Genomic DNA, 13605 nt, shown 5'->3' with positions numbered 1-13605 from the left:
AGAAACACCGCCGAGATCTCCGCCATCCACCAGCCCAGCACCGCCACGCCGTGAATCATTACCGCGAAGGCGAGGGCAAAAATCACCAGGATGATTTTGCGCACCGGGGTAAATTCCAGGGACTGCTCCCCTTTGTTGCCGAGGAAATGGGCGCGGTTCTCCTCCTGCTTGTCGGCGACGATCGACAGCGACGGATCCTGGCGGACTTTGCGGGCATAGCGCATCACCCACGCCACGCAGATGACCCAGCCAATCACCAGCAGCGCGATGCGCAACATGATGCCGTTGGTGAAGGGGATCCCGGCGGCGTTGGCAGCGATCACCGTGGCAAACGGGTTAATGGTGGAGCCGAGCGTGCCGATCCCCGCGCCGAGCAGCACGGTGGAGGCGGCGACAACCGGGTCGAACCGGGCGGCCAGCATTACCGGCACCAGCAGGGTGTAGAAGGGCAGCGACTCCTCGGCCATGCCGTAAATCGTGCCGCCTGCGGCAAACAGCGCCATCAGGATCGGGATCATCCACTCTTCGCGTCCGCACAGCCGGGTGGTGACGCGCTCGATCCCGGCGTCAATCGCCCCGGTTTTGGTGACGATCCCGAGAAATCCCCCGATGATCAGAATAAACAGCGCCACGTCGATCGCCCCGGCCTGGCCGGAAACCGGATCGTACAGCCCGGCGATGGGCGCCATCAGGACGGAAACCAGCCCCTGCGGATGTGCCGCCACGTGCGCGTAGGTGCCGGCAATCGGGACTTCTTTACCGAGGGTTTCGTTCATCGCCATCTGGTACTGACCGGCGGGGACGACCCAGCTCAGCGCCGCCACAACGGCAATCAGGAAAAAGAGAATGGTGTAAGCGGAGGGAAACTTGAACTTGCCCATGATGTTCTCCTTAAACCCGGCGCACCCGCGGCGCGCCGGGCGGTGATTAGTCGCCGAGTGTCGCCACCATGACCGCTTTGATGGTGTGCATGCGGTTCTCTGCTTCGTCAAAGACGATGGAATTCGGCGATTCGAAGACCTCTTCCGTCACTTCCAGCCCCTTCAGGCCGTACGCCATCTCGATCTCGCGGCCCACTTTGGTGTGTTCGTTGTGGAACGCCGGCAGGCAGTGCATGAATTTGACGTTCGGGTTGCCGGTGGCCTTCATCACCTGGGCGTTAATTTGATATGGCTTCATCAGGCTGACGCGCTCGGCCCAGGCTTCCTTCGGCTCGCCCATGGAGACCCACACGTCGGTGTAGAGGAAATCGGTCCCCTGCACGCCTTCTTCCACGTCGTCGGTGAGGGTGATGCGCGCGCCCGTCTCTTTCGCGATGGCGCGGCACTGTTCAACCAGCCCCGCTTCCGGCCAGAAGGATTTCGGCGCGACGAGGCGGATATCCATCCCCATCTTGGCCGCGCCTACCATCAGGGAATTGCCCATGTTGTTGCGCGCGTCGCCGAGATAGGCAAAGCTCAGCTCCGGCAGGGTTTTGCCCGGGGAGTGCTCCAGCATGGTCATTAGATCGGCGAGGATTTGCGTTGGGTGAAACTCGTCGGTCAGGCCGTTCCATACCGGCACGCCCGCGTACTCGCCAAGCTCTTCGACGATGGCCTGGCCGTAGCCGCGGTACTCGATGCCGTCATACATGCGGCCCAGCACGCGGGCGGTGTCCTTCATCGACTCTTTATGGCCGATCTGCGATCCGCTTGGGCCGAGATAGGTCACCTGCGCGCCCTGGTCGAACGCGCCCACTTCGAAGGCGCAGCGGGTGCGGGTGGAGGTTTTTTCAAAGATCAGGGCGATGTTTTTCCCGACCAGGGTTTGCTTCTCGCGCCCGGCTTTTTTGGCGGCCTTCAGCTCGATGGCGAGGTCGATCAGGTACTGGATCTCCGCCGGGGTATAGTCCAGCAGTTTCAGGAAGTTGCGGTTTTTCAGGTTGATGGTCATGGCTAAATCCTTTTTAAAATGAGTGTTCAGTTACGAATCAACGTACCTTTCTCGCCTGCCAGGATCTCCGCGCCGTCGGCCAGCGCGCCGATCCCGGCAATGCCGTTACAGGCTTCAACGAACTCGCGGCAGGCGGCCACTTTTGGCCCCATCGATCCGGCGTCGAACTGCATGCCCCTGAGCAGTTCCGGCGTCACCTGCGCCAGCGGGCGCTGGGTCGGTTTGCCCCAGTCGAGGTACACCGCGTTGGCATCGGTCAGGATCAGCAGGGCATCGGCTTCGATCTGGCGCGCCAGCAGGGCGGCGGAGAGGTCTTTGTCGATCACTGCCTCAATGCCGCGATAGCCGTTGGCGTTCTCCACCACCGGCACGCCGCCGCCGCCGTTGCAGATCACCAGGTGGTCGCGCTGAATAAGCGCCGTGATGGCGTCGCTCTCGACGATCCGCTTCGGCTGCGGAGAGGGCACCACGCGGCGGACGTAGCTGCCGTCGGCCCTGAACACCCAACCTTTCTCCGTCGCCAGCGTTTTTGCCTGGGCTTCGCTGTACACCGGGCCGATGTACTTGGTCGGGTTGCTGAAGGCCGGGTCGGCGGCGTCCACTTCTACCTGGGTGAGCAGAACGCTCACCTCGCGCTGCGGCAGATTGTTTTTCAGTGCCTGCTGGAGCATGTAGCCGATCATTCCCTGGCTTTCGGCGCCGAGAACGTCCAGCGGGTAGGGCGTGACTTTGTCGTAGGCACTGTTCTGCAGCGCCAGAAGCCCGACCTGCGGCCCGTTGCCGTGCACCAGCACCACGCGCCACTGTTCTGTTAATCCGGCGATGGTGCGGGCGGCCTGCTCAATGTTCTGGCGCTGGATCTCCGCTTCCAGCGGCTCGCCGCGCTTGAGCAGCGCGTTGCCGCCCAGGGCCACAACCAGAGTGGGTTTTCGTTCCATGATGGCTCCTTTAAATTCCGTCGCGTTCAAGCGGGCAGCTCATGCAGCGCGCGCCGCCGCGGCCGCGTCCGAGTTCGTCGCCCGGAATGGGCAGCACGGTGATACCCGCTTTGTCGTATTTCTCGTTGGTCCATACGTTGCGCTCGTAGCCGATCACCACGCCGGGGCGGATGGTCAGGACGTTATTGGCGTCGTTCCACTGCTCGCGTTCGGCCTCAAAGGCGTCGCCGCCGGTGGTGATCAGACGCACCTGGTTAATGCCGAGCGCTTTCTCGATGGCGTGCAGCAGGTCGGTTTCCTGCGTGCGCAGCAGGCCGCCGCGTCCGTCCGGGGTGAGCGTCCAGCACTGGGCGTCCTTGCGCACCACTTCCGGGTAGACGGAGAAGGTGTCCACGTCGATGTGGGTCATGACGGTGTCGAGGTGCATGCAGGAGCGGTGTTTTGGCAGCTCAACGGCGATCACGCGCTCGGCCTGGCGGTGTTTGAACAGGCTGTTGGCGAGGAACTCCACGCCCTGCGGGGTGGTGCGTTCAGACATGCCGATCAGGACCGCGCCGCGGCCAATGACTAATACGTCGCCGCCTTCTAAAGTGGCGTGGTCGTAATTAATATTCTCGTCGCCGAAATACTTAATAAAATCGCCGTCGGCGAACGCCGGGTGCCAGCGATATATTGCCCGCAGGTTATTGGTTTAACGCTGACGGGCCGGTTTGGCCATTGGGTTAATAGAGACGCCGTTATAGATCCAGCAGGAGGTATCGCGGGTAAATAAATGGTTCGGCAGCGGCTTCATAATAAAATCATTCGCCGTGTGGGTATCGACCACCATATTTTTAATTGCTGCCGGAATTTCACCGTAGGTTAATCCGCCGCTTAATCTGCGCGCCAGTTCGCGGTGCGGCATATCCGCCAGCCAGCCGCGGACATCGCCGGCAAAGGTGGGGCCGAGGCGGTAGTCGGAGATTTGCGTATCCAGCAGCCAAGCCTTCGCCTCTGAAATATCAAGGGTTTGTGTCAGAAGGTCGGTCAACAGCAGGACTTCCACACCCTGCTCGCGCAGCGTGTTTGCGAAAATGTCATGCTCTTCACCCGCACGCTCAACCGAGAGCACGTCATCGAAAAGCAGCTCCTGGCAATTCGATGGCGTTAAGCGTTTCAGACTTAAATTTGGGCGGTGCAGCATAACGCTACGCAATTGACCAATTTCAGAACCGACGTAATGCTTTTCCATAATTATTCCTTTAACTGTTTTTCAGAATAAAAAGGGCATGCGCCATGTGATGAATTTAATTTCATGGCGGCTAAGCTCAATTGATTTCGTGATTCATACTAGGCAGTTAAATAATCTGTATTGTGATATTGCTCACGTGAAAATGGATATTAAGGGGTTTGTTTTCATTTGCATGATTCGCATCAGATAATGATTAATTTCATATTATTGAAGGGTGAATAGCTAAGCATGATCCGGTGGCATTATTTGAGGTTGTTATTATTTTGTAGACTTTAATATTTTGACATGTATTGTTATGTGGTTGATTTTAAACAATAAGTTTCATAGGAAAGAATGGCTATGCAATTAACGTAATTAACTATTTTTGACTTAAGAAAAATCAATAAATAATTATGGTTTTTTAGAGCAAATTATCAAAACAGTAAAGTGTGAGGCGGCAACGGGTTTTGTTAATTAAAGAGCATGATCAAGAGGTTAGAACAGCCGCGCGATAAGCGCCGATCGAGGTTATGCATAACCCCTGCATAATTGCCTGGGCAGGATTAACAGCAAATTAACACCATTCCCGATAAACATGCGCTCGCGCAAACCTCGTCCAAAAAGGGCTGGTATGGCAGACGGGATTCTCGTATAAAAGGTAAAAATGAAACGTTGTTTTATATCGAGGGTTTTCTGATGATTATCGGCAACATCCACCATCTGCAGTCCTGGCTACCTGACGAACTGCGACAGGCCATCGAGCATATTAAAGTCCACGTCACCGACGCGACGCCGCTCGGCAAGCACGACGTCAACGGCAACAGCCTGTTTTATCTTGTGTCAGAAGACATGACCCAGCCGTTCGCCGAGCGCCGCGCCGAGTACCACGCGCGCTATCTGGATATTCAGATCGTGATGAAGGGGCAGGAAGGGATGACCTTCAGCACCCTGCCGCCCGGCGCGCCTGATACCGACTGGCTGGCGGACAAAGACATCGCGTTCCTGCCGGAAGGCGAGCAGGAGAAAACCGTGGTGCTGAGCGAAGGTGATTTTGTGGTGTTCTGGCCGGGTGAGGTGCACAAGCCGCTGTGCGCGGTGGGCGCGCCGGCGAAGGTGCGAAAAGTTGTGGTGAAGATGCTTGTAGAGTAAGAACCCCCTCACCCCGAACCTCTCTCTACAGGGGAGAGGTTCGGGGTGAGGGGCAATATGTGATCCAGCTTAAATTTCCCGCACTCCCTCTTCATCTCTCATTTACCTGCGCTTTTCCTGCGTCATAGTATGATCGTTAATTTAATGAACGCTGTTCTATAATGTAGAACAAAATGATTCAGCAAGGAGATCTCATGCCGCAGTCCGCGTTGTTTACGGGAATCATTCCCCCTGTCTCCACCATTTTTTCCGCCGATGGCCAGCTCGATAAGCAGGGCACCGCCGCGCTGATCGACGATCTGATCGCGGCAGGCGTTGACGGCCTGTTCTTCCTGGGCAGCGGCGGCGAGTTCTCCCAGCTCAGCGCCGAAGAGCGTAAAACCATTGCCCAATTTGCTATCGATCGCGTCGATCGTCGCGTACCGGTGCTGATCGGCACCGGCGGCACCAACGCCCGGGAAACCATTGAGCTCAGCCAGCACGCGCAGCAGGCGGGGGCGGACGGCATCGTGGTGATCAACCCCTACTACTGGAAAGTGTCGGAAGCGAACCTGATCTGCTATTTCGAGCAGGTGGCCGACAGCGTCACGCTGCCGGTAATGCTCTATAACTTCCCGGCGCTGACCGGGCAGGATCTGACCCCGGCGCTGGTGAAAACCCTCGCCGACTCGCGCAGCAACATTATCGGCATCAAAGACACCATCGACTCCGTCGCCCACCTACGCAGCATGATCCACACCGTTAAAGCCGCCCATCCGCACTTCACCGTGCTGTGCGGCTACGACGATCATCTGTTTAATACCCTGCTGCTCGGCGGCGACGGGGCGATCTCGGCCAGCGGCAACTTTGCCCCACAGGTGTCGGTGAATCTTCTGAAAGCCTGGCGGGATAAAGACGTGGCGAAAGCGGCTGAGTATCATCAGACCCTGCTGCAAATCCCGCAGATGTATCAGCTGGATACGCCGTTTGTGAACGTCATTAAAGAGGCGATAGCGCTCTGCGGTCGCCCGATCTCCACGCACGTGCTGCCGCCCGCCTCGCCGCTGGACGAGCCGCGCAAGGCGCAGCTGAAAACCCTGCTGCAACAGCTCAAGCTCTGCTGAGCCGGACGATAACCATGGCCATCGAGAAAATTTTCACCCCACAGGACGATGCGTTTTATGCGGTGATCACCCATGCCGCGGGGCCGCAGGGCGCGCTGCCGCTGACCCCGCAGATGCTGATGGAATCCCCCAGCGGCAACCTGTTCGGCATGACGCAGAACGCCGGGATGGGCTGGGACGCCAATAAGCTGACCGGCAAAGAGGTGCTGATTATCGGCACCCAGGGCGGCATCCGCGCCGGGGACGGACGCCCGGTTGCGCTGGGCTACCACACCGGGCACTGGGAAATCGGTATGCAGATGCAGGCGGCGGCGAAGGAGATCACGCGCAACGGCGGGATCCCGTTTGCTGCCTTCGTCAGCGATCCGTGCGACGGGCGTTCTCAGGGCACACACGGCATGTTCGACTCCCTGCCGTACCGTAACGATGCGGCGATCGTGTTTCGCCGTCTGATCCGCTCTCTGCCCACGCGGCGGGCGGTGATCGGCGTCGCCACCTGTGATAAAGGGCTGCCCGCCACCATGATTGCCCTGGCCTCGATGCACGACCTGCCGACCATTCTGGTGCCGGGCGGGGCGACGCTGCCGCCGACCGTGGGGGAAGACGCGGGCAAGGTGCAGACCATCGGCGCGCGCTTTGCCAACCACGAACTCTCCCTGCAGGAGGCCGCCGAGCTGGGCTGTCGCGCCTGCGCGTCGCCGGGCGGTGGGTGTCAGTTCCTCGGCACGGCGGGTACCTCGCAGGTGGTCGCGGAAGCGCTGGGGCTGGCGCTGCCGCACTCCGCGCTGGCTCCGTCCGGGCAGGCGGTGTGGCTGGAGATCGCCCGCCAGTCGGCGCGGGCGGTCAGTGAGCTGGATAACCGCGGCATCACCACGCGCGATATCCTTACCGACAAAGCCATCGAAAACGCGATGGTGATCCACGCGGCGTTCGGCGGCTCCACCAATTTACTGCTGCACATTCCGGCCATCGCCCACGCGGCGGGCTGCACGATCCCGGATGTTGAACACTGGACGCGCGTTAACCGCAGGGTGCCGCGCCTGGTCAGCGTGCTGCCCAACGGCCCGGACTATCATCCGACCGTGCGCGCCTTCCTGGCGGGCGGCGTGCCGGAGGTGATGCTCCATCTGCGCGATCTCGGCCTGCTGCACCTCGATGCCATGACCGTGACCGGCCAGACGGTCGGCGAGAACCTCGACTGGTGGCAGGCGTCCGAACGCCGGGCGCGCTTCCGCCAGTGCCTGCGTGAGCAGGACGGCGTGGAGCCGGATGACGTGATCCTGCCGCCGGAGAAGGCAAAAGCGAAAGGGCTGACCTCAACGGTTTGCTTCCCGACGGGCAACATCGCGCCGGAAGGTTCGGTGATCAAGGCCACGGCGATCGATCCGTCGGTCGTCGGTGAAGATGGCGTTTACCGCCACACCGGCCGGGCGAGGGTGTTTGTCTCGGAAGCGCAGGCAATCAAGGCCATCAAGCGGGAAGAGATCAAGCAGGGCGATATCATGGTGGTGATCGGCGGCGGGCCGTCCGGCACCGGCATGGAAGAGACCTACCAGCTTACCTCCGCGCTGAAGCATATCTCGTGGGGCAAGACGGTATCGTTAATCACCGATGCGCGCTTCTCGGGCGTGTCGACAGGCGCCTGCTTCGGCCACGTGTCGCCGGAGGCGCTGGCGGGCGGGCCGATTGGCAAGCTGCGCGATAATGACATTATCGAGATAGCCGTCGACCGACTGACATTAACGGGCAGCGTGAATTTTATCGGCACCGCGGACAACCCGCTGACGCCGGAGGAGGGCGCGCGCGAGCTGGCAATGCGGCAGACGCACCCGGACCTGCACGCCCACGACTTTTTGCCGGACGACACCCGGCTGTGGGCAGCATTACAGTCGGTCAGCGGCGGTACCTGGAAAGGCTGTATTTATGACACCGATAAAATTATCGAGGTAATTAACGCCGGTAAAAAAGCGCTCGGTATTTAATTATTTTTCACGAGATTGTCGTCTACGGAATATATTCCGTGGACGGCTTTTGCTTGTCTTTATTTTATCAATCTAAACAATAAGTTGAGATATATCGTTGGCGTCACAAAAGCAAAATAACGTAATTCAGAAATAAGATATGACCATTGCTGGTTAATTGAGCAGCTCATTACACTCCATTAACACGATGTTGTAATTCAGCACACTATATAAGGGTGTAATTCTGATGACGCAATTAACCATGAAAGACAAAATTGGCTACGGGCTGGGTGACACCGCCTGCGGCTTCGTCTGGCAGGCCACGATGTTCCTGCTGGCCTATTTCTACACCGACGTCTTCGGCCTGTCGGCGGGCATTATGGGCACGCTGTTTTTAATCTCCCGCGTACTCGACGCCGTGACCGACCCGCTGATGGGGCTACTGGTCGACCGTACCCGCACGCGGCACGGCCAGTTCCGCCCGTTCCTGCTGTGGGGTGCCATCCCGTTCGGCATCGTCTGCGTGCTGACCTTCTACACGCCGGACTTCTCCGCGCAGGGTAAAATCATCTACGCCTGCGTGACCTACATTCTCCTGACCCTGGTCTACACCTTCGTTAACGTGCCGTACTGTGCCATGCCGGGCGTCATCACCGCCGACCCGAAAGAGCGCCACGCCCTGCAGTCCTGGCGCTTCTTCCTGGCGGCGGCGGGATCGCTCGCCATCAGCGGCATCGCCCTGCCGCTGGTGAGCATCATCGGCAAAGGGAACGAGCAGGTGGGCTATTTCGGCGCCATGTGCGTGCTGGGCCTGATCGGCGTGGTGCTGCTCTACGTCTGCTTCTTTACCACCAAAGAACGCTACACCTTTGACGTGCAGCCGGGCTCGTCGGTATCCAAAGATCTCAAGCTGCTGCTCGGCAATAGCCAGTGGCGCATCATGTGCGCGTTCAAGATGATGGCCACCTGTTCCAACGTGGTGCGCGGCGGGGCGACGCTCTACTTCGTCAAATACGTGATGGATCACCCGGAGATGGCGACCCAGTTCTTACTCTACGGCAGCCTCGCCACCATGTTTGGCTCGCTCTGTTCGTCCCGTCTGCTGGGACGCTTCGACCGCGTCACCGCCTTCAAGTGGATCATCGTCGCCTACTCGCTCATCAGCCTGCTGATTTTCGTCACCCCGGCGGAGCATATCGCCCTGATTTTCGCCCTCAACATCCTGTTCCTGTTCGTCTTTAACACCACCACGCCGCTGCAGTGGCTGATGGCCTCTGACGTGGTGGATTACGAGGAGAGCCGCAGCGGTCGCCGCCTCGACGGGCTGGTGTTCTCCACCTACCTGTTCAGCCTGAAGATTGGCCTGGCGATTGGCGGGGCGGTGGTGGGCTGGATCCTGGCGTACGTCAACTATTCCGCCAGCAGCAGCGTGCAGCCGGTCGAGGTTCTTACCACCATCAAAATTCTGTTCTGCGTGGTGCCGGTGGTGCTCTACGCGGGCATGTTCATCATGCTGTCGTTCTACAAGCTCACCGACGCCCGCGTGGAGGCCATCAGCCAGCAGCTGATCAAGCACCGCGCGGCGCAGGGCGATGCCGTTCCCGACGCTGCGACAGCCGCATCCCATTAACCGGAGGCAATATGGAAATCACTAACCCAATCCTGACCGGCTTCAATCCGGACCCGTCCCTGTGCCGCCAGGGCGAGGACTACTACATCGCCACCTCCACCTTCGAGTGGTTCCCGGGCGTGCGCATCTACCACTCCCGCGACCTGAAAAACTGGTCGCTGGTCAGCACCCCGCTGGACCGCGTGTCGATGCTGGACATGAAGGGCAACCCGGACTCCGGCGGCATCTGGGCGCCGTGCCTGAGCTACGCCGACGGCAGGTTCTGGCTGCTCTACACCGACGTGAAGATTGTCGACTCGCCGTGGAAAAACGGCCGCAACTTCCTGGTTACCGCGCCCTCCATTGAGGGGCCATGGAGCGAGCCGATCCCGATGGGCAACGGCGGGTTTGACCCGTCCCTGTTCCATGACGACGATGGCCGCAAATATTACCTCTACCGCCCGTGGGGGCCGCGCCACCACAGCAACCCGCACAACACCATCGTGATGCAGGAGTTTGACCCGCAGACCGGCACGCTCTCGCCGGAGCGTAAAACGCTTTTTACCGGCACTCCGCTCTGCTACACCGAGGGCGCGCACCTGTATCGCCACGCGGGATGGTACTACCTGATGGTTGCCGAAGGCGGCACCAGCTACGAGCACGCGGTTGTGGTGCTGCGTTCCAAAAACATCGACGGGCCGTACGAGCTGCACCCGGACGTGACGATGATGACCAGCTGGCATCTGCCGGAGAACCCGCTGCAGAAGAGTGGCCACGGCTCGCTGCTGCAGACCCACACCGGAGAGTGGTATATGGCCTACCTCACCAGCCGCCCGCTGCGCCTGCCCGGCGTGCCGCTGCTGGCCTCCGGCGGACGCGGCTACTGCCCGCTGGGGCGCGAGACCGGCATCACCCGCATTGAATGGCGCGACGGCTGGCCGTACGTGGAAGGCGGCAAGCACGCGCAGCTGACCGTGAAAGGCCCGCAGATTGCCGAGCAGCCCGCTGCCGTTCAGAACGGCTGGCGGGACGATTTCGACGCCAGTTCGCTTGACCCGGAGCTGCAGACCCTGCGCATTCCGTTCGACGACACCCTCGGCTCGCTCACCGCGCGCCCGGGCTACTTGCGGCTCTATGGCAACGACTCGCTCAACTCGACCTTTACCCAGTCGACCGTGGCGCGCCGCTGGCAGCACTTCGCTTTCCGCTCAGAAACGCGGATGCAGTTCTCGCCGGTCCACTTCCAGCAGAGCGCGGGGCTGACCTGCTACTACAACAGCAAAAACTGGAGCTATTGCTTTGTGGACTACGAGGAGGGGAAGGGGAGAACCATTAAGGTGATCCAGCTCGACCACAACGTGCCGTCGTGGCCGCTGCACGAGCAGTCGATTCCGGTGCCGGAACATGCGGAGAGCGTATGGCTGCGCGTGGACGTGGATACGCTGGTCTACCGCTACAGCTACTCGTTCGACGGCGAGACGTGGCACGCCGTGCCGGTGACGTATGAGGCCTGGAAGCTGTCGGATGACTACATCGGCGGGCGCGGCTTCTTTACCGGCGCGTTTGTGGGGCTGCACTGCGAGGACATCAGCGGCGACGGCTGCCACGCAGACTTTGACTACTTCACCTACGAGCCGGTTTAACGGCTCAGGCCGGGTAGCCCAGCGCGCGTGACAGCTGGAGCCCGGCCTGCTGAAGCTGCTCGCGGAAGCGGGCCAGCTCTGCGTCGTCCACGCGGGAGGTCAGCGTCGACAGGCTCAGGGCGGCAATCACGCGGGATTCATGGTTCCACACCGGCACCGCCACGCAGCGCACGCCCTGCTCGTTCTCTTCGCTATCCAGGGCGTAACCCTGCTCGCGGGTCTGCGCCAGGGCGGCCATTAGCTCTTCACGAGAGGCGAGGGTGGAAGGGGTATAGGTGGTGTACTGATAGCCCTCCAGCAAGGTGTTCAGCTCGGCCTCGCCCAGCCAGGCAATCAACACCTTGCCGATGGCGGTGGCGTGAACCGGCAGGCGGCGGCCAATGCGCGAATAGGCGATGGCGGCCAGCTTGCCTTCAATCTTCTCGATATAGACCCCTTCACGCCCGTCCAGAATCCCCAGATGGGTGGTCTGCCCGGTACGTTGGGACAGCTCCGTCAGCCAGCCTTTCGCCTTCTGACGAATATCGATGGAGCCCACGACAAAATGACCGCGCTCGACCAGCTTCATGCCGAGGCGATACTTGCCGTTCTCCGGGTTCTGATCGATATAGCCGTGAAGCTGCAGGGTTTTCAGCAGCGAGTGGAGGGTACTCTTGCTCAGCCCCATCAGTTTGCTGATGTCGGTGATCTTAAGCTCGGTGGCCTGCTCGTTGAACAGGTCGAGGATCTGCAAAGCACGTTCAACAGACTGAATAATCGGCATAATGCTGGTATGTCCACGCTGGAATTAAGGCGAAAACGTACCTTTTTCAGGGTGAAAAATCAATTGAGTAGAGCGGGTTGTGGGAGAAAGGGCATCAGGCCGCAGCGCCACCCGGCAACAAAGGCGGCTACATTATTGTTAGCGGGGACATCAATTATTATCCCGAGCTGCGACAGACTGGATTTTCCAGACCCCATCTTCTTTAACCATGCAATCAATGACTGTGTGCTGGGTATTTTTGCCAAACGTGATATTCACGTTTACACAGACCGGGTCTGAATCATACGAATCAATAGCCACATTCTCAGCCCAGTCCTCGCCGATATATTGCGATTTCATAAAAAAATCAGCCTCGTAAAATTCAGCGTCGGCATAACGGGGATCGGCTGCATGACGTAATTTTTTCATGGTGCTGGCCGTAACGAACTTATCGATTTCATTTCCCTGTTGAATAGGATAGCGATCGTTGTTCACCTGTTTGACGTACCAGCGATTGAATTCAAGGGCGCGCTGCATCGGTATCTGAAAATCTTCGGCCCCCAATGCTGCTGTGCTGAATAATACAATTAAGATGAGCTTATTCATATTAATAATGCCTGTATAAGGTGACGGCTGGCTGGAGTTGGCGATACGTTGGCCCCGGGTACATTGTTCTCTGTTTAAAATCTGAATACCAGGTTCCAGCGCCATCGTAAATACAGACATGCCCGTACTGATTCGGGCCGGGCAAGGCATCAATCACCGCGATATCCCCCTCTATAGGAGTGCCATAGACTTTTGTGAACCCTGCTTTTTCAAGAGAACGCCAGAAATCCTTAGCGTTTGCCCCTTCGATTTTAAGCCCTCCGGTTCGAATGGCGGCGGCGATTGCGCGAGCGCAATAGTGTCCAGTATGGGTTAGTGCGTGGCTACGGGCGTATGACACAGCTTCATGCTTATTCCATGACATAAATAATCCTTATTAACGAAATGCAGCAATAAGGAAATATTACGCCGATAATATACGGTGTTTTGTAATTGATAATGACCTGATATTAACCATTATCTACTCAGTAAATAATGGTTAATAAAAACATAAATTCTTATTATGGTTAATGCCTATCTGAGAAAGCGTCAGTAAAATGTATTTTTCTGTCAGACTATAACGCTGTTGTCGTTTTTAGGGTTTTCTCGGCTTTGTTGAATAAATCGAACTTTTGCTGAGTTGAAGGATCAGATCACGTATCTTCCCGACAACGCAGACCGTTCCGTGGCAAAGCAAAAGTTCAAAATCACCAACTGGCCCACCTACAATAAA

Annotated in this window: 10 protein-coding genes and 1 pseudogene; 5 read left to right on the top strand and 6 right to left on the bottom strand. The window is 58.6% G+C overall.

What is annotated here, in order from left to right:
- From ACWYRJ_RS18690 to arcA, 4 genes and pseudogenes are all read right to left on the bottom strand, one after another.
- Window positions 1-881 (bottom strand): YfcC family protein (locus tag ACWYRJ_RS18690; RefSeq protein WP_455508414.1); only part of this gene is annotated, 881 nt, incomplete at its 3' end.
- A gap of 46 nt (window positions 882-927) precedes the next feature.
- Window positions 928-1932 (bottom strand): ornithine carbamoyltransferase, encoded by a 1005-nt coding sequence (gene argF / locus ACWYRJ_RS18685; RefSeq protein ID WP_008501386.1) that lies wholly within the window; start codon window positions 1930-1932, stop codon window positions 928-930.
- 26 nt (window positions 1933-1958) lie between these two features.
- Window positions 1959-2870: a carbamate kinase gene (arcC, locus tag ACWYRJ_RS18680; RefSeq protein ID WP_455508413.1), complete on the bottom strand. Its 912-nt coding sequence runs from the start codon at window positions 2868-2870 to the stop codon at window positions 1959-1961.
- A gap of 10 nt (window positions 2871-2880) precedes the next feature.
- Window positions 2881-4101, bottom strand: a pseudogene (arcA, locus tag ACWYRJ_RS18675) (arginine deiminase).
- Between the two features lie 675 nt (window positions 4102-4776).
- Between arcA and ACWYRJ_RS18670 the strand changes: the two are divergent.
- The 5 genes from ACWYRJ_RS18670 (at window position 4777) to ACWYRJ_RS18650 (ending at window position 11545) form a co-directional block, all read left to right on the top strand.
- Window positions 4777-5229 (top strand): YhcH/YjgK/YiaL family protein, encoded by a 453-nt coding sequence (locus tag ACWYRJ_RS18670; protein WP_455508412.1) that lies wholly within the window; start codon window positions 4777-4779, stop codon window positions 5227-5229.
- 194 nt (window positions 5230-5423) lie between these two features.
- Window positions 5424-6332 (top strand): 2-keto-3-deoxygluconate aldolase, encoded by a 909-nt coding sequence (gene yagE / locus ACWYRJ_RS18665; RefSeq protein ID WP_149367333.1) that lies wholly within the window; start codon window positions 5424-5426, stop codon window positions 6330-6332.
- A gap of 14 nt (window positions 6333-6346) precedes the next feature.
- Window positions 6347-8314 (top strand): xylonate dehydratase YagF, encoded by a 1968-nt coding sequence (gene yagF / locus ACWYRJ_RS18660; RefSeq protein ID WP_455508411.1) that lies wholly within the window; start codon window positions 6347-6349, stop codon window positions 8312-8314.
- Window positions 8315-8540: 226 nt separating this feature from the next.
- Window positions 8541-9923 carry an MFS transporter gene (locus tag ACWYRJ_RS18655; protein WP_111965346.1) on the top strand — a complete coding sequence of 461 codons (1383 nt, stop codon included), beginning with the start codon at window positions 8541-8543 and terminating at the stop codon, window positions 9921-9923.
- A gap of 11 nt (window positions 9924-9934) precedes the next feature.
- A complete protein-coding gene (locus ACWYRJ_RS18650; protein WP_455508410.1) occupies window positions 9935-11545 on the top strand; it encodes a glycoside hydrolase family 43 protein in 1611 nt (536 codons plus the stop codon).
- 4 nt (window positions 11546-11549) lie between these two features.
- Here ACWYRJ_RS18650 and xynR read toward each other — a convergent pair whose 3' ends face one another.
- Window positions 11550-12308 (bottom strand): DNA-binding transcriptional repressor XynR, encoded by a 759-nt coding sequence (xynR, locus tag ACWYRJ_RS18645; RefSeq protein ID WP_455508409.1) that lies wholly within the window; start codon window positions 12306-12308, stop codon window positions 11550-11552.
- A 150-nt stretch (window positions 12309-12458) separates the two neighbouring features.
- Window positions 12459-13013: a DUF3828 domain-containing protein gene (locus tag ACWYRJ_RS18640; RefSeq protein ID WP_455508408.1), complete on the bottom strand. Its 555-nt coding sequence runs from the start codon at window positions 13011-13013 to the stop codon at window positions 12459-12461.
- Window positions 13014-13605: the final 592 nt, after the last annotated feature.

It is taken from the genome of Enterobacter sp. (genome assembly GCF_977039595.1).
This window is presented reverse-complemented; position numbering and strand designations above follow the sequence as displayed.

Excerpts from the sequence above, each read along its gene's own strand:
- ACWYRJ_RS18670 (WP_455508412.1), top strand. The coding sequence starts at position 4,777 with ATGATTATCGGCAACATCCACCATCTGCAGTCCTGGCTACCTGACGAA.
- arcC (WP_455508413.1), bottom strand. The coding sequence starts at position 2,870 with ATGGAACGAAAACCCACTCTGGTTGTGGCCCTGGGCGGCAACGCGCTG.
- xynR (WP_455508409.1), bottom strand. The coding sequence starts at position 12,308 with ATGCCGATTATTCAGTCTGTTGAACGTGCTTTGCAGATCCTCGACCTG.
- yagE (WP_149367333.1), top strand. The coding sequence starts at position 5,424 with ATGCCGCAGTCCGCGTTGTTTACGGGAATCATTCCCCCTGTCTCCACC.
- ACWYRJ_RS18655 (WP_111965346.1), top strand. The coding sequence starts at position 8,541 with ATGACGCAATTAACCATGAAAGACAAAATTGGCTACGGGCTGGGTGAC.
- yagF (WP_455508411.1), top strand. The coding sequence starts at position 6,347 with ATGGCCATCGAGAAAATTTTCACCCCACAGGACGATGCGTTTTATGCG.
- ACWYRJ_RS18650 (WP_455508410.1), top strand. The coding sequence starts at position 9,935 with ATGGAAATCACTAACCCAATCCTGACCGGCTTCAATCCGGACCCGTCC.
- argF (WP_008501386.1), bottom strand. The coding sequence starts at position 1,932 with ATGACCATCAACCTGAAAAACCGCAACTTCCTGAAACTGCTGGACTAT.
- ACWYRJ_RS18640 (WP_455508408.1), bottom strand. The coding sequence starts at position 13,013 with ATGTCTGTATTTACGATGGCGCTGGAACCTGGTATTCAGATTTTAAAC.